Source organism: Kurthia gibsonii (assembly GCF_006539985.1).
Lineage (GTDB): Bacteria > Bacillota > Bacilli > Bacillales_A > Planococcaceae > Kurthia > Kurthia gibsonii.
On the sequence record NZ_BJOB01000047.1, the window covers coordinates 1 to 16,296 of the forward strand.

The window sequence follows — 16,296 nt, forward strand, 5'->3', positions numbered from 1 at the left end:
CCTCCTTTTATTTTGAAAATTATAAAAGTCCTGTTTCTTTTACGAATACAACTCGATTTTTCATACAATTCTTGATACTATAAATATATGGTAGATTACAAAGGGGGAATTCTGTGTTACTAAGCAAAGATTATAAAGTGGGTAAAACATTCGATCAAATCGATGTTGGCACATCTCTGCAAATCACAGAAAATATTGAGAGTAAAGATTTATTGTTATATTTAGGATTAACGAATGATCAGAACCCGCTATATATCCAGCAGGAATATGCAGCACTTACTACATATGAAAAGCCTGTTGTACCAGTTATTATGTTATCTGGTATTGTAACATCTGCGATTTCCAAATACATGCCTGGACCTGGTTCGTATATATCAGCTATTTCACTACTTTATCCTAAACCATTGCATCACTACGAAACGTTACATCTATCGTTAAAAGTAGTAGCAAAGAATGCAGAAATGAATGAATTACATTTACAAGTAGAAGGAAAAAATAACGAAGAACAGATTGTTGTATCTGGCACTGTAAACGTTATACCACCTAAATTGTAAGATTATATGATATGCACGGATGTTTGAAATGGGGGTTTCAATACATTAGCGGAGGCATAAACATGACAAACACAATCTTAGTAGTAGAAGATGAACTATCGATTGCGACTTTATTACAGTACAATCTTAAGCAAGCAGGGTATGAGGTAATGATTGCGAATGACGGTGAAGAAGGGCTTCAAAAAGCGATTGAACATCGCCCAAACTTGATCTTACTAGACCTCATGCTGCCAAAGAGAGATGGTATGGAAGTGTGTAAAGAGTTACGCATTCAAAAAATTGATACACCAATCATTATGTTAACAGCAAAAGATGATGAATTTGATAAAGTATTAGGTTTAGAACTTGGTGCAGACGACTATATGACGAAGCCATTCAGTCCGCGTGAAGTCATTGCACGGGTGAAGGCAGTTTTACGACGTTCAAAAGTAGTAGAATCTGCACAAACAAATGATGAAAAAGAAAAACTTTCTGACTCTGAAAAAACGTATCATATTGGTCCGCTTAGCGTATATCCTGAACGTTTTGAAGCGTCATTAGACAATAAAGAGCTTGAATTCACACCGAAAGAATTCGAACTACTAGTTTATCTATTAGAGAATAAAAATCGTGTATTAACGAGAGATCAATTATTAAGTGCCGTTTGGCATTATGATTTTGCAGGAGATACACGTATTGTAGACGTGCATATTAGCCATTTACGCGATCAAATCGAAGAAAATAGTCGTAAACCCAAATATATTAAAACGATTCGTGGTTTAGGTTATAAGTTTGAGGAGCCTAAAGGGTCATGAATACATTAAAAGTACGCCTATTAATTGCATTTGCGTGCTTGTATGCCGCAATTTTAGCTGGTCTTGGCTTTGTATTAGGCCAGCTTTTTCCTGTTTATATGGAAAATACAGTGCGTTCTAATTTACAAGAAGCACAGCAACATTTAAGTGACTATTTTACTTCTGAAAAAATTCCGATTACGGATAAACAGCAACAAGAGCTAGTGAAGCAACTTCCAGATAGTTTCTTATCAAATGATTTAATTACAACACGTTGGCATTTTTGGCTCATTCTCATTATTGTTCTATTTATCGCGTTCGTCTTACTCATGTTCACAACGAATCGACTTTTAAAGAAGCTATCGTTATCTGTTGAGCATGTAACGCAAACCGCTTTAGAATTAGCGCAAGGGAATTATCGTGCACGTGCATATGAATCTTCTGATGTAGCCACAACAGCACTTAGCAAGTCGATTAATGTTTTAGCGCGTAATTTACAAGATATGACAATGATTCGTGAGATTGAACAAGAGCGTCTCAAAACCCTTATTAATAATATGGGAAGTGCCTTGATTATGATTGGGCGAGAAGGTGAAATCTCGGTTGTGAATGATGGTTTTTTAAAACTATTTAATAAAAATCATGAAGACGTAAAAAAACATGTTTTTCGAGAACTTGGTGTTGATGAAAATTTAGAAGAGTTTGTCGATCATGTTTTTATGACGGAAACACCATATCGTAGGCAAATTGAAATAACTGTTCATCAACAAATTAAACATATGGAAGTGTATGGTGCGCCAGTTATTGGAGCGCATGGTCATTGGCTTGGTGTTGTAATTGTCATGCACGATATTACAGAACTGAAGAACTTAGAACAAGTGCGAAAAGACTTCGTTGCGAATGTGTCACATGAGCTAAGAACACCGATTACATCGATTAAAGGCTTCTCAGAAACACTTCTAGATGGCGCTTACAAAGATGAAGAAACATTATTATCTTTTTTAGAGATTATGTATAAAGAAAGTAATCGACTGCAAATGCTTGTCCAGGACTTATTAGAGCTGTCGAAAATTGAAAAAGAAGGATTCAAAGTTGATGTAGCACCGACTTCTTTCAATGCGATTGTAAAAAGTGCGATGGAAATGGCGCATATTCAAATTGAAGAGAAGAATATGGATGTACATTTAGAAGAAGAAGGGGAGGTTCGTGTACTTGGAGATGCGAATCGTCTCACACAAATTGTTGTAAATTTACTTGCGAATGCAGTTTCCTATTCGAAACCTGACAAACGAATTGACTTGAAAGTACTAACACATGGTGAATATGGCGTAGTCGAAATCGCCGATCAAGGAATCGGTATTAAACAAGCAGAAATTCCGCGTATTTTTGAACGATTCTACCGTGTAGATCGTGCGAGAAGTCGTAATTCAGGTGGAACGGGTTTAGGGCTTGCAATCGTAAAACATTTAGTTGAAGCACATAATGGTCGAATTATTGTAAAAAGTGAAGAAGGTGTGGGAACGACGATGCGTATTTATATCCCGTTAGCATCATAATTTACATGGAATTTACAAAAGGCTAATAGAAACTTCATAACAACTTGCTATACTAAACATATGAAACCCCCTTCATAACATGAATCCAAAAAGAAAGACCCCTTGTATACGAAAGAAACTCAACCTTTCCTAAAGGTGAGTTCCTTTCGTTTTTTTTATTTTGACTGCATAGCATGATAGAATAGAGAAGAAGAAAATACGAACAGGAGTGTGAGGGAATGACACAAAAAAAATTACTGTTGCTAGACGGGAATAGTTTAGCATATCGTGCATTTTTTGCTTTACCCCCATTAACAAACCACCAGGGAATTCATACGAATGCAGTGTATGGATTTACAACGATGTTACAAAAAATTCTAGCAGAAGAACAACCAACGCATATGCTTGTAGCATTTGATGCAGGGAAAACAACGTTCCGTCATAATACGTACACAGAATATAAAGGTGGACGTCAAAAAACACCACCAGAATTATCAGAACAATTCCCTTATGTGCGAAAACTCGTAGCGGCTTATAATATGAAGCAATATGAATTAGAAATGTATGAAGCAGACGATATCATTGGCACACTTGCGAAACAAGCAGAACAGGCAGATATGCAAGTGGTTATTATCTCAGGCGATAAAGATTTAACGCAGCTAGCAACAGACAAAACAACCGTCTACATAACGCGTAAAGGTATGACGGATATCGAACACTATACGCCAGCGCATATTTTAGAAAAGTATGGCTTAACACCTGAACAGATTATTGATATGAAAGGTCTTATGGGCGATTCATCTGATAATATTCCGGGTGTGCCAGGTGTAGGTGAAAAGACAGCGATTAAACTGTTGAAAGAATATCCAACAGTAGAAGATATTTATGCGCATGTCACAGAGGTGAAGGGTGCAAAGTTACAAGAGAAATTGGTTGCAAATGAAGAACAAGCAAAAATGAGCAAACAACTTGCGACGATTGAAGTGAATGCACCAATTGAAGTGACAGTAGATGAACTTGGCTGGGAAGGTCCAGATGTAGAAGCCCTATTCGCTTTATGGCAAGAGCTTGATTTTAAAACATTACTTGAAAAAAGCGAATATGAATCGGAAGCACAGGAAACAGCTTTACTCGAACATCAAATTGTTTCGAATTTAACTGCTGAACAGCTTGTAGATGGTATGGCGATTCATTTAGAGATGGAGAATGCGCATTATCATACATCGAAAGCACTTGGACTTGCGTTTGTAACGGACACAACAGCTTACTATATGGCATATGAAGATGTACTTCAATCTGAAGAAGTAAAAGCTTATTTACAAGATGAAACAAAGAAAAAATATGTATTTGATTTGAAAAAACATCAAGTTGCATTTGCGCGTGATCAAATTGAATTAAAAGGCGTTGAATTCGATTTATTATTAGCGGCATACATTGATGATCCAGCTTTTGCCTCTGAAGATATTGCTTCTGTTTCACGTGCATACAACTATACAAATGTGCAAACAGAAGAATCAATTTATGGTAAAGGTGCAAAACGAGCAGTACCATCAGAAGAAGTATTAGCAGAACATGTATGTCGCCAAGCGTTAGCCGTTTATACGACGCGCGAACCATTGCTTTCGAAGCTAAAAGAGAATGAACAATATGATTTATATACAGATATTGAACTACCACTTGCACATATTCTAGGGAAGATGGAGACATGTGGTATTCGCGTTAATAAAGAGACATTAGCTGACATGGGTGAAGAATTAACAGAAAAACTACAGGCAATTGAGGCGACAATTTATACGCTTGCAGGAACAAAATTCAATATTAATTCACCTAAACAATTAGGTGTTGTACTATTTGAAAAACTTCAATTACCAGTTATTAAAAAGACGAAAACAGGTTATTCAACTGCAGCAGATGTTTTAGAAAAGCTAGCACCTGAACATGAAATTATCGAACACATCTTACAATACCGTCAATTAGGGAAGTTACAATCGACTTATATTGAAGGGTTAATGAAAGAAATTCATGAAGATGACCATAAGATTCATACACGCTATCAACAAGCTTTAACTGCAACAGGCCGTCTAAGTTCAACGGATCCCAACTTACAAAACATCCCGATTCGTTTAGAAGAAGGGCGTAAAATTCGTAAAGCCTTTGTGCCTGAAACGGAAGGGTGGCAACTATTCGCAGCCGACTATTCACAAATTGAGTTACGTGTACTCGCGCATATGTCACAAGATGAGAACTTGATGCAAGCTTTCTTAAACGGATTAGATATCCATACGAATACAGCAATGAACGTATTCCATGTAGCAGAAGATGAAGTTACTTCGTCTATGCGACGTGCGGCGAAAGCAGTTAACTTTGGGATTGTCTATGGAATCAGTGACTACGGTTTATCTCAAAACTTAGATATCTCAAGAAAAGAAGCAGCAGAATTTATTGAACGCTACTTTGCTAGTTTCCCAGGTGTTAAAACATATATGGATAATATGGTAAAGGTGGCGAAAGAAAAGGGTTATGTTACAACACTATTAAACCGTAGACGTTACTTACCTGATTTAAAATCAAGTAACTTCAATTTACGTAGTTTTGCTGAGCGTACAGCGATGAATACACCAATTCAAGGTAGCGCAGCAGATATTATTAAAAAAGCGATGATTGATATGGATGCTGCTTTAAAAGAGCATCAATTACAGGCAAAAATGTTATTACAAGTACATGATGAATTGATTTTTGAAGCACCAGAAGAAGAAATTGCAATTTTAGAAAAGCTCGTACCAGAAGTGATGGCAAATACCGTGAAGTTAGATGTGCCACTACGTGCAGATTATTCTGCTGGTTATACATGGTACGATGCGAAATAGGAAGTGAAATGATATGCCGGAATTACCAGAAGTAGAAGGCGTCGTACGTTCACTACAACCTGCTGTAACAGGTAGAACGATTGAATGTGTGACAATTTCGCCAACGATTTATACAAGCCATGAAGCAGGTAAGCAAAGTATTATAAAAGGGTTGCAGCCGGATGAGTTTGTAGAAGCTGTGACAGGAATGACGATCCAAGATGTTACACGTCGCTCAAAATATATTTATTTTACGTTAGAGTATGCAGGTGCCACATATAAGTTAGTGAATCATTTGGGTATGAGCGGTGCTTTTTTTGATGTACATGATGTATCGGAAATTCTAGAAGAAAAGTTCCGTAAACATGCCCATGTGACCTTTACACTTGATAACGGAAAGAAACTGATCTATTCAGATATCCGCCGCTTTGGTGAGATGCGCTTCTTACAAAAGATTGAAGATCATCCGCCATTAATGGCGTTAGCACCGGAACCATTTGATTCTATTGCGAAAGACCATTTTTTAACATATTGTGCGTTACCCAAGTACAGTAAAAAAGAAATTAAAGCGGTCGTTATGGATTCACATGTGTTATGTGGTTGTGGCAATATCTATGCAACAGAAGCTTTATTCCGAACGAAAATTAACCCGGGACGAATTACATCCCGATTAAGTAGGGCGGAGAAAGAACAGCTATTTGACGAGATTGTTGCAGTTTTGAGCGAAAGTATCGCATATGGTGGGTCGTCAATCTCGGATTATCGAAATATTAATGGTGAGGCTGGAGGTATGCAGGACCGTTTACAAATGTACGGGATGAATATTTGCCCAATGTGTCATACTAATTCAGAACAAAAAATCATAGCAGGACGGAATTCGTATTACTGTCCAAATTGTCAAAAATAGGGGGTGTCGAAATGATTATTGGATTAACAGGAAGTATCGCAAGTGGGAAAAGTACAGTAGCAAAAATGCTCGAAAAATATCGTTTTCCGATTGTCGATGCAGATCAAGTAGCACGTCTTGTTGTAGAACCAGGGGAGCCAGCGCTTACAGAAATCGTAGCTGCTTTTGGGGGAGAAATCTTATTAGAAGATGGTTCATTGGATCGCAAAAAATTGGGTGATCTCATTTTTCATGACCCATCAAAGCGAGCTATTTTAAACGGAATTATTCATCCCGCGATTCGAAAAGAGATGTTGAGACAGCGCGATGAATGGCTTAATAACGGGGCTGAAGTCGTTATTATGGACATTCCATTATTGTTTGAAAGTAAGTTACAACACTTTGTTGAAAAGATTTTAGTTGTGTCATTATCGGAAGAAAAACAGTTGGAGCGTTTGATGGAACGAAACCAATTAAGTGAGGATGAAGCGCGAGCGCGAATTAGCTCGCAGCTACCTCTTTCTGTGAAAGAAGAAGGCGCAGATGCAGTTATTTATAATGAGGGTACATTAGACAAAACGGAACAACAGTTGAACTATATTTTAAAAGAATGGGGTTTAGTATAAAACATAAAAGAATATCAAAAAAGTGATAGAAAAAAGTTGTCAGAAAATAAAAACTTTTGTTTTTGTGTGTAAATATGTTCTACTTCCAGATAAATGTGTTATACTAATTCTCAAATAACACATTTAAAAGAATTTCTTTTAAAACAGGAGGATATATTTCATGACAGTTTCTATTGCTATTAACGGATTTGGCCGTATCGGACGTATGGTGTTCCGTCAGGCGATACTTCAAGATGATTTAAACATCGTTGCCATCAATGCGAGTTACCCATCGGAGACATTAGCTCATTTAGTAAAATACGATACAAACCACGGACGTTTCGAAGGTACTGTTGAAGCGGTTGAAGGTGCACTAATTGTAAACGGTAAACGTGTACAACTTGTATCAGAGCGCGATCCATTAAAATTACCTTGGAAAGAACTAGGTGTGGATATTGTAATCGAAGCAACAGGTAAATTTAACGCACGCGACAAAGCTGCTTTACATCTAGAAGCTGGTGCGAAAAAAGTTATTTTAACTGCACCTGGTAAAAATGAAGATATTACAGTCGTTATGGGTGTAAATGATGACAAATTAGATTTATCAAAACATGATGTTATTTCAAACGCTTCATGTACAACTAACTGCCTTGCTCCTGTAGCAAAAGTTTTAAATGATAAGTTCGGTATTGATAACGGTCTTATGACAACAGTTCATGCTTATACAAATGACCAAAAAAATATTGATAACCCACACAAAGATTTACGTCGTGCACGTGCTTGTGCGGAATCAATTATTCCAACTTCAACAGGTGCTGCAAAAGCATTAGCACTTGTACTACCTGAATTACAAGGTAAATTACATGGTATGGCTCTACGTGTTCCAACACCAAATGTATCACTTGTAGATTTAGTAGTAGACTTAAACAAAGATGTAACAGTTGAAGAAGTGAATGCTGCATTCATCGAAGCTTCTCAAACATCTTTAAAGGGTGTATTAGATTTCACAACAGAACCTTTAGTATCTGTAGATTTCAATACAAACCCAGCTTCAGCAACAGTTGACGGCTTAACAACTATGGTTATGGGTACACGCAAAGTAAAAGTACTTGCTTGGTACGATAACGAGTGGGGTTACTCAACTCGCGTAGTAGATTTAACACAAAAAGTAGCGCGTGAATTAGCAGCAGTACAAGCATAATTTAATTGTAATAATTTAAACTGTAAGTAGAACGGTGCAAGTCGTTTTGCTTACAGTTTTTTATTGTTCTGTATTCAGTAGTATTTCCCTTAAAAAATATAGGGATTGTTCGGTACATCACACGTTTTTTTGTTATAATAGATAAACTAAATAGTATTTAATTCAGGAGAGAAAAATTATGAGATGCCCAAGTTGTCAGTACAATGGAACAAAAGTGATTGATAGCCGACCTGTCGATGATAATAAAGCCATTCGTCGTCGCCGCGAATGCGAATCATGTGGGTTTCGCTACACCACATTTGAAAAAGTAGAAGAGATGCCGCTAGTTGTTGTGAAAAAAGACGGCTCGCGTGAAGAATTTAGTCGTGAAAAAGTGTTGCGCGGGCTTATTCGTGCCTGTGAAAAAAGACCAGTTGCATTAAGTGAGCTTGAAGATGTTGTCTTTGCGATTGAACAAGATTTACGAAGTGCTGGTATTGCGGAAGTTAAATCCGAAGATGTCGGTGAAAAAGTAATGGATCGCTTAGCAAAAATTGACGAAGTATCTTACGTGCGTTTTGCATCAGTTTACCGTCAGTTCAAAGATATTAATGTATTTATTCATGAGTTACGTGAGTTAATTGAGCGACAAGAAAGTGAATCGGACTCAAAAGAAGATTAAATAAAAGAGGAGGAGTTTGAATTGAAACTAAATAATGAACTACATTCCGTAGACCGATTTACAATTCACATTCCATTTCCTCTTTCAAGTTATGAAAGAAAGTTAATTACGCTACTTTATCAGCCTTTAATTGGACCTGAACCAATTAGTCTGTATTTTTTGTTGTGGGCTGAAGGGGAAGATGAAGAAGGTAGAGACTATACACACTACCATTTGATGAATGGACTTGATATGTCAATTGGGGCTATTTTCAACGCACGTATTGCGCTTGAAGCGATTGGATTATTACGTACGTATAAAAAAGAAACAGATGATTTACATTATTTTTCGTATGAAATTTTACCACCTTTAGAAGCAAGACGTTTCTTTGAAGACCCACTTCTATCGATGTTTTTATTCAGTAAAATTGGTGAGAATGCATACCGTCGCTTATTGCAGCGCTTTACACCGAAACGTGTAGCAATCGAAGGAATGACGGAAATTTCACGTCAATTTACGGATGTCTATCAACCGATTCAACAACATATGCCAAAAAATATGATGGTGCATGACATAGCTGAAAAACCATCGAAAATCCCATTTTACTATCAATCTTTTGATTTTCCATTACTTATGTCTGGATTATCTGAAAATATGATTCCACATCGTTTGATCACAGCTGAGATTAAAGAAACGATTGCAAAAGTTGCATTTATGTATGGTTTATCTGCAATTGATATGAAGCATGTGCTTATGATGGCGAATAGTGATGATGAATTAACGACAGATGCGGTGCGTAAATCAGCGAGTGAATATTATAAATTGACGATTTCCAAAACACCACCAGCTATTTCGAAAATGCTGCCACCTGAACAAGCACATGAGCAGGCGAAGGAATGGAATAGTAAACAAGACGAGTTAGTACAATATTTTGAACAAGCACGACCAATTGATGTTTTAATTGCTGTGAATGACGGGAAGCAAGTATTTGATCATGAACTTGAAATGTATGAAAGTTTAATTACACAATATGATATTACACCACCTGTTGTGAATGTATTAATTCATTATATCTCGCTAAATAATCCAGGTCATATTAGTAAAAAGTATATTCAAGCGATTGCAGCAGATTGGCGTAAAAAAGGAATTGAAACCGCTACGCAAGCGATGAATGAGGCACGTCAATTCATGGATCAAAAAAATCCAACAGTGAAAAAGGCGACTACAATCGAAGATATGCATGCGGAGTTTGAATTGCTTCAGGCGGCAGCTTACGTTCTTTATCAATTTGAACCAGGTAAAGCAAGTGCTGCTAAACTAAAAAATATCGAAGAGACCTTCAAAAGTTTAATGAAAAAAATTGAACCACCTGTTCTTCTTCAAATGTTGGCAGATGGCAAAGAGCCATTTGCACATGAATTAAAAGCAGTGACGCAGTTTGCTTCGATGTATGAATGGGAACGACCTTTATTAAATACGTTAATTCATTATGCTCATTTCTCAAGTGAAGGGAATTTGAATTTACCATTCTTAGAGGCGATTGCTTCAGGGTGGCGTAAACAGTCGGTTCAAACGATTGAAACAGCCATTCAATATGGACAAAATTATCGAAAGTCACGCGCTCAAAAATATAGCCGTACGACTTACGGGAATCCTGAGAAAAAAGAATTACCAGCATGGATTAATTCATCAGAGAAGCCAAAAAGTCAGGCATCACTTGAAGAGTTAGAACGTCAATATCGTATGAAGAAGAAATCCTGAGGAGGTGTTGTACGTTGAAACCGATTCAAAATGAATTACAAAAACAAATGGATGCCAAATTTCAAGAGCGTCTACAGTCGATTCAAGAAGAACTTTTAAAAGACCCTGTCATTCAAAAGTTTTTCAAAGAGAATGAAGGTGCGATTACACGCTCTGTTTTAGAACGTGGATTAGGCAAGTTGTACGAATTTAAAAATCAACAACAAGATTGTTCAAAGTGTCCCTCTGTACAGCAGTGTGTGAATACAATCAATGGCTTTACACCAAAATTATCGCTAACACGTGGTTTAATTGATTTAGAATATACACCTTGTCAGCAAAAACGTATTGAAGATGAACGCCGTCATACGGAGAAGATGATTGCGAGTATGCACATGCCAAAAGATGTGTTACGAGCGACATTATCAGATGTACGCGTCTATAGTGAAGATCGTGAAAATTTATTGCAGGCAGCGCAAAACTTTGTTGACCAAGTGAAGCAGACGGGAGAATTACCACGTAAAGGATTTTATTTATATGGTGATTTTGGTGTCGGGAAGTCCTTCTTAATTGGAGCGATTGCGAATGAATTAGCAGCTTTGCAAATTCAATCTGTCGTTGTCTATGTACCTGAATTTTTACGTGAATTAAAAAATGCAATTGGGACACCACAATTAGAAGAAAAGTTTGATTTTGTGAAAAAAGCACCTGTGTTAATGCTTGATGATTTAGGCGCTGAACAGTTATCAGAATGGACGCGAGATGAAATTTTAGGGTCTATTCTGCATTATCGTATGGCAGAACAATTGCCGACATTTATTACATCGAATCTTGATTATAGTGGTCTTGAAGTATTCTTTACTCAGACTGCACGTGGTGGACAGGACCCGATTAAAGCGAAGCGAATTATGGAACGAATCAAAGCAATTACAGAACCAATTCAAGTGGAAGGCTTAAATTTACGCGATTTAACATAGAAGTGCTTGAATTCTAAAAAATAGTTGCGAGTTCGATTCTGAAGTTTTATAATAGGTTACATTAATATGTAAATGCACAGATAAGGACAACAATGATTAGTGCGACTTTCAGAGAGGAATACAATGGTGCGAGTATTCTAGTGACGGCTAATGATTTACCACCTTGGAGCAGCGACAGTGAACGAATAGTAATTGTCGACGGTAGCGGCCCGTTAGCCGATCGAGAGCTTCGTCTTTGCAGTTTTTTCTGCATGGAAGGAAGAAGGGTGGAACCACGAGCGCAAGCATCGTCCCTTTAGGGAGGATGCTTTTTTGTATGCAAAAAATCTCCCGTTTGTGGCCCGTAGCTTTCGAAATAATAAAAAGGAGAGAATGGATATGTCAGAAATGATTCAATTAACATTCCCAGATGGGTCTGTAAAAGAGTACGAAAAAGGAATTACAACAGATGCAGTAGCAGCGGCAATTAGCCCAGGATTACGCAAAAAAGCAATCGTTGGTAAATTCAATGGGGAGTTAGTTGATACAAAAACACCTTTAAATGAAGATGGCACAATCGCGATTATTACACCTTCAGATGATGAAGCATTAGAAGTGTTACGTCACTCAACTGCCCATTTATTAGCACAAGCAGTAAAACGTCTATTCCCAGATGTAAAATTAGGTATTGGTCCTGTAATCGAAGGTGGTTTCTACTATGATATCGATTCAAAAGAACCAATCACTTCTGAAGATTTCCCGAAAATCGAAAAAGAGATGAAAAAAATCATCGCTGAAAACTTAGAAGTTGTACGCCATGATGTATCTCGTGCAGAAGCACAACGTCGTTTTGAAGAAATTGAGGACGAATACAAATTAGAATTACTTGAAGCAATTCCAGCAGATGAGCAAGTGTCAATCTACGAACAAGGCGAATTCTTCGACCTTTGCCGCGGTGTACACGTACCATCAACAAACAAAATTAAAGAATTCAAACTTCTATCAATTGCAGGTGCATATTGGAGAGGGAATTCAGATAACAAAATGCTACAACGTATTTACGGAACTGCATTCTTCACAAAAGAAGATTTAAAACATCATCTTCAAATGTTAGAAGAAGCAAAAGAACGTGACCACCGTAAAATTGGTAAGGAATTAGACATCTTTACTTCAAGCCAATTAGTAGGTCAAGGTTTACCATTATGGTTACCGAACGGTGCAACAGTACGTCGCACAATTGAACGTTATATTGTAGATAAAGAGTTAGCATTAGGCTACAAACACGTATATACACCTGTTTTAGGTTCAAAATCATTATATGAAACTTCAGGACACTGGGATCATTACCAAGAAGATATGTTCCCACCAATGGAAGTAGATCACGAAACATTCGTACTTCGTCCAATGAACTGTCCTCACCACATGATGGTGTACAAATCAGCAATGCGTTCATACCGTGACCTACCACTTCGTATCGCAGAACTTGGTACAATGCATCGCTACGAAATGTCAGGAGCAGTATCAGGCTTACAACGTGTACGAGGTATGACTTTAAATGATGCGCATTTATTTGTTCGCCCAGATCAAATTAAAGATGAATTCAAAAAAGTAGTAGAGTTAATCCAAGCGGTTTATAAAGACTTCAACTTAGAAGACTATGAATTCCGTTTATCATATCGTGATCCAGCAGATACAGAGAAATACTTCGATGACGATGAAATGTGGGAAAAAGCACAAAGTATGTTAAAAGAAGCGATGGACGATCTAGGATTAGATTACTATGAAGCAGAAGGCGAAGCCGCATTCTACGGTCCAAAACTAGACGTTCAAGTAAAAACAGCGATTGGTAAACAAGAAACATTGTCAACAGTACAATTAGACTTCTTATTACCAGAACGCTTCGACTTAAACTATGTAGGTGAAGATGGTAAACAACACCGTCCAGTCGTTATTCACCGCGGTGTTGTATCAACAATGGAACGCTTTGTTGCCTTCTTAATTGAAGAATACAAAGGCGCATTCCCGACTTGGTTAGCACCTGTTCAAGTTCAAATTATTCCTGTATCAAACGATGCGCACTTTGACTACGCAAAACAAGTTGAAGAACGTTTAATCGCAGCAGGTGCACGTGTAGAAATGGATTACCGTGATGAAAAATTAGGTTACAAGATCCGTGAAGCACAAATGCAAAAAATTCCTTACATGCTTGTATTAGGGGATAAAGAAGTTGAATCAAATGCAGTAAATGTTCGTCGTTACGGCTCAAAAGATTCAGAAACAGTTTCTTTAGACGAGTTTGTGGATGCAATTACAAAAGAGATTACAGTAAAATAATAAGTATTCAAATGAGAAGTCGTATTGTCTAGCGGCTTCTCATTTTTTGTCTCGCACAATCTTTTTTCTTCTATATAAAATATAAAAGGAGATGAAGAAGATGGGGTATATCGTTGATTTTTCAAAATGGCAAAATCGTGTGAACTATGAGGAGCTTTCGAAAGTATGTGATTTAGCCATTTTACGTGTACAGGATGGTTCGTATGTAAAAGATGTTTTATATGAACAACATGCAAAAGGTTGTAGTCAATTTGCTATTCCCTATGGTGTGTATGCATTTGCGCGTTTTACATCTGTTAGAGACGCTGAAAAAGAAGCGCAAGACTTTTACGAGCGTGCAAATCGAGTAAAGCAGCCTTTGTTTTATGTGGTCGATGTTGAAGTGGAGTCGATGTCTGATATGCGCGCAGGGACGAATGCTTTTATTCGTACACTAAGGAATTTAGGTGCGAAAAAAGTAGGCATCTACATTGCGCATCATCTATACCATACTTTTTGTTTAGATCTAACGAAAGCAGACTTCATATGGATTCCACGCTATCATCTAGATGGCAAAACGATTTTAAAGCCGAAGTTCCCGTGTGACTTACATCAGTACACAGAACGAGGACGCATACAGGGAATTGAAGGTTATGTCGATTTAAATCGTTTGAATGGAAAGAAAAAAATAGCATGGTTTATAGCAGAATAATGTTTGACTTACCTAAAAAAAGGTGATATTATAATTGAGGTAAACAAATACAGAGTTTGTGGTTGAAGTAGAGGCTGCCCGCTTCTCACCTGAGAATCGATCCTTTTATAAGGTATTGACAGGTTAATTGATGAATCGAACATGCATATTTCGCATGTCAACATATACGCGGGCGGACATTTCGACTAATGTCCGTCTTTTTTTATGGACATCGAAATATCTGTACCGAACAGGGCTCCTTGCCCAAACACAGTATTTTAATACTACTTGGAGGTGGATTGTTATTAGCAAAGACATGTATGTAAACGAAGGTATTCGTGCTCGCGAATTACGCGTAATCGATCACAATGGCGATCAATTAGGTGTTAAAACTCGAAACGATGCACTGCAACTTGCAGAACGTGCAAATTTGGATCTTGTCCTTGTGGCTCCGCAAGCCAAGCCACCAGTTGCTCGTATTATGGATTACGGTAAATTCAAATTCGAACAACAAAAGAAAGATCGTGAAGTTCGCAAAAATCAAAAGATTATTGCACTTAAAGAAGTACGACTTTCACCATCGATTGACGAGCATGACTTCCAAACAAAGTTACGCAACGGAATCAAATTCCTTGAAAAAGGAGATAAAGTAAAGGCATCTATTCGCTTTAAAGGTCGTGCTATTACGCACAAAGAGATTGGTCAACGCGTATTAGATCGCTTTGCGGAGGCTTGTAAAGAAGTAGCAACTGTTGAACAACGTGCGAAAATGGAAGGCCGCAGCATGTTCTTGATCTTAGCACCTAAGAACGAGAAACAATAATTATTAAAGTTATGAGTAATAGGAGGAAATCCAAATGCCAAAAATGAAAACACACCGTGGCGCTGCAAAACGCTTCAAAAGAACTGGTACTGGTAAATTAAAACGTGACCGTGCATACGGCTCTCACTTATTTGCTAACAAATCTACAAAAGCTAAACGTCACTTACGTAAACAATCATTAGTATCATCTGGTGATTACAAACGCATCAAATCTTTATTAGCTTACATGAAATAATAAGAAAACACACATATACTATTTATCAGAGTGATAAATACAGGAGGTAATGAACTATGCCACGCGTAAAAGGCGGTACAGTAACGCGCAAGCGTCGTAAAAAGGTTTTAAAATTAGCAAAAGGTTATTTCGGTTCAAAACACACACTTTATAAAGTAGCGAACCAAGCAGTAATGAAGTCTGGTCAATATGCATACCGTGACCGTCGTCAAAAGAAACGTGATTTCCGTAAATTATGGATCACTCGTATCAATGCAGCTGCTCGCATCAACGGTCTTTCTTACAGCCGTTTAATGCACGGTTTAAAACTTGCTGAAATCGAAGTAAACCGCAAAATGTTAGCTGACTTAGCTGTAAACGATGCAGCTGCATTCGCTCAATTAGCAGACGCTGCTAAAAAAGCAATCGCAAAATAATTCATACATTCAGGTATGATGAAAGAGTCGAGTCTTCGGACGCGGCTCTTTTTTATATGCAACAAAAAAAGAAGTGACGGAA

Annotated in this window: 15 protein-coding genes and 1 other annotated feature; all 15 genes read left to right on the forward strand. The window is 37.5% G+C overall.

Annotation, left to right across the window (positions count from 1 at the left end; translation table 11 throughout):
- Positions 1 to 113: 113 nt before the first annotated feature.
- The 15 genes from KGI01_RS11525 (at position 114) to rplT (ending at position 16,214) form a co-directional block, all read left to right on the forward strand.
- Entirely contained in the window at positions 114 to 554 is a 441-nt protein-coding gene (locus KGI01_RS11525; protein ID WP_141274801.1) for a MaoC/PaaZ C-terminal domain-containing protein, read from the forward strand.
- A gap of 62 nt (positions 555 to 616) precedes the next feature.
- Positions 617 to 1,348, forward strand: a complete 732-nt coding sequence (locus KGI01_RS11530) for a response regulator transcription factor (RefSeq protein ID WP_068451957.1) — start codon at positions 617 to 619, stop codon at positions 1,346 to 1,348.
- Positions 1,345 to 2,883, forward strand: a complete 1,539-nt coding sequence (gene pnpS / locus KGI01_RS11535; RefSeq protein ID WP_141274802.1) for a two-component system histidine kinase PnpS — start codon at positions 1,345 to 1,347, stop codon at positions 2,881 to 2,883. The genes KGI01_RS11530 and pnpS overlap by 4 nt, the downstream gene beginning before the upstream one ends.
- Before the next feature lie 218 nt (positions 2,884 to 3,101).
- On the forward strand, positions 3,102 to 5,729 hold the full coding sequence (gene polA, locus KGI01_RS11540) for a DNA polymerase I (RefSeq protein ID WP_141274803.1): 2,628 nt from the start codon (positions 3,102 to 3,104) through the stop codon (positions 5,727 to 5,729).
- 13 nt (positions 5,730 to 5,742) lie between these two features.
- Positions 5,743 to 6,615, forward strand: a complete 873-nt coding sequence (mutM, locus tag KGI01_RS11545; RefSeq protein ID WP_141274804.1) for a bifunctional DNA-formamidopyrimidine glycosylase/DNA-(apurinic or apyrimidinic site) lyase — start codon at positions 5,743 to 5,745, stop codon at positions 6,613 to 6,615.
- Positions 6,616 to 6,626: 11 nt separating this feature from the next.
- On the forward strand, positions 6,627 to 7,220 hold the full coding sequence (coaE, locus tag KGI01_RS11550; RefSeq protein ID WP_141274805.1) for a dephospho-CoA kinase: 594 nt from the start codon (positions 6,627 to 6,629) through the stop codon (positions 7,218 to 7,220).
- Between the two features lie 160 nt (positions 7,221 to 7,380).
- Entirely contained in the window at positions 7,381 to 8,400 is a 1,020-nt protein-coding gene (locus KGI01_RS11555; RefSeq protein ID WP_068451971.1) for a glyceraldehyde-3-phosphate dehydrogenase, read from the forward strand.
- Between the two features lie 178 nt (positions 8,401 to 8,578).
- A complete protein-coding gene (gene nrdR, locus KGI01_RS11560) occupies positions 8,579 to 9,061 on the forward strand; it encodes a transcriptional regulator NrdR (RefSeq protein WP_068451972.1) in 483 nt (160 codons plus the stop codon).
- Between the two features lie 21 nt (positions 9,062 to 9,082).
- Positions 9,083 to 10,801, forward strand: coding sequence for a DnaD domain protein (locus KGI01_RS11565; protein ID WP_068451978.1), 1,719 nt, complete (start codon positions 9,083 to 9,085; stop codon positions 10,799 to 10,801).
- 14 nt (positions 10,802 to 10,815) lie between these two features.
- Positions 10,816 to 11,757 (forward strand): primosomal protein DnaI, encoded by a 942-nt coding sequence (gene dnaI, locus KGI01_RS11570; RefSeq protein ID WP_141274806.1) that lies wholly within the window; start codon positions 10,816 to 10,818, stop codon positions 11,755 to 11,757.
- Positions 11,758 to 11,825: 68 nt separating this feature from the next.
- Positions 11,826 to 12,055, forward strand: a binding site (T-box leader).
- A gap of 80 nt (positions 12,056 to 12,135) precedes the next feature.
- Complete coding sequence (gene thrS, locus KGI01_RS11575; RefSeq protein ID WP_141274807.1) at positions 12,136 to 14,070, forward strand: threonine--tRNA ligase; 1,935 nt, start codon at positions 12,136 to 12,138, stop codon at positions 14,068 to 14,070.
- 100 nt (positions 14,071 to 14,170) lie between these two features.
- On the forward strand, positions 14,171 to 14,761 hold the full coding sequence (locus KGI01_RS11580) for a glycoside hydrolase family 25 protein (protein ID WP_170214788.1): 591 nt from the start codon (positions 14,171 to 14,173) through the stop codon (positions 14,759 to 14,761).
- A gap of 295 nt (positions 14,762 to 15,056) precedes the next feature.
- Positions 15,057 to 15,563, forward strand: coding sequence for a translation initiation factor IF-3 (gene infC / locus KGI01_RS11585; RefSeq protein ID WP_068451989.1), 507 nt, complete (start codon positions 15,057 to 15,059; stop codon positions 15,561 to 15,563).
- 34 nt (positions 15,564 to 15,597) lie between these two features.
- Positions 15,598 to 15,798 carry a 50S ribosomal protein L35 gene (gene rpmI / locus KGI01_RS11590; RefSeq protein WP_068451992.1) on the forward strand — a complete coding sequence of 67 codons (201 nt, stop codon included), beginning with the start codon at positions 15,598 to 15,600 and terminating at the stop codon, positions 15,796 to 15,798.
- 56 nt (positions 15,799 to 15,854) lie between these two features.
- A complete protein-coding gene (gene rplT, locus KGI01_RS11595; protein ID WP_068451995.1) occupies positions 15,855 to 16,214 on the forward strand; it encodes a 50S ribosomal protein L20 in 360 nt (119 codons plus the stop codon).
- Positions 16,215 to 16,296: the final 82 nt, after the last annotated feature.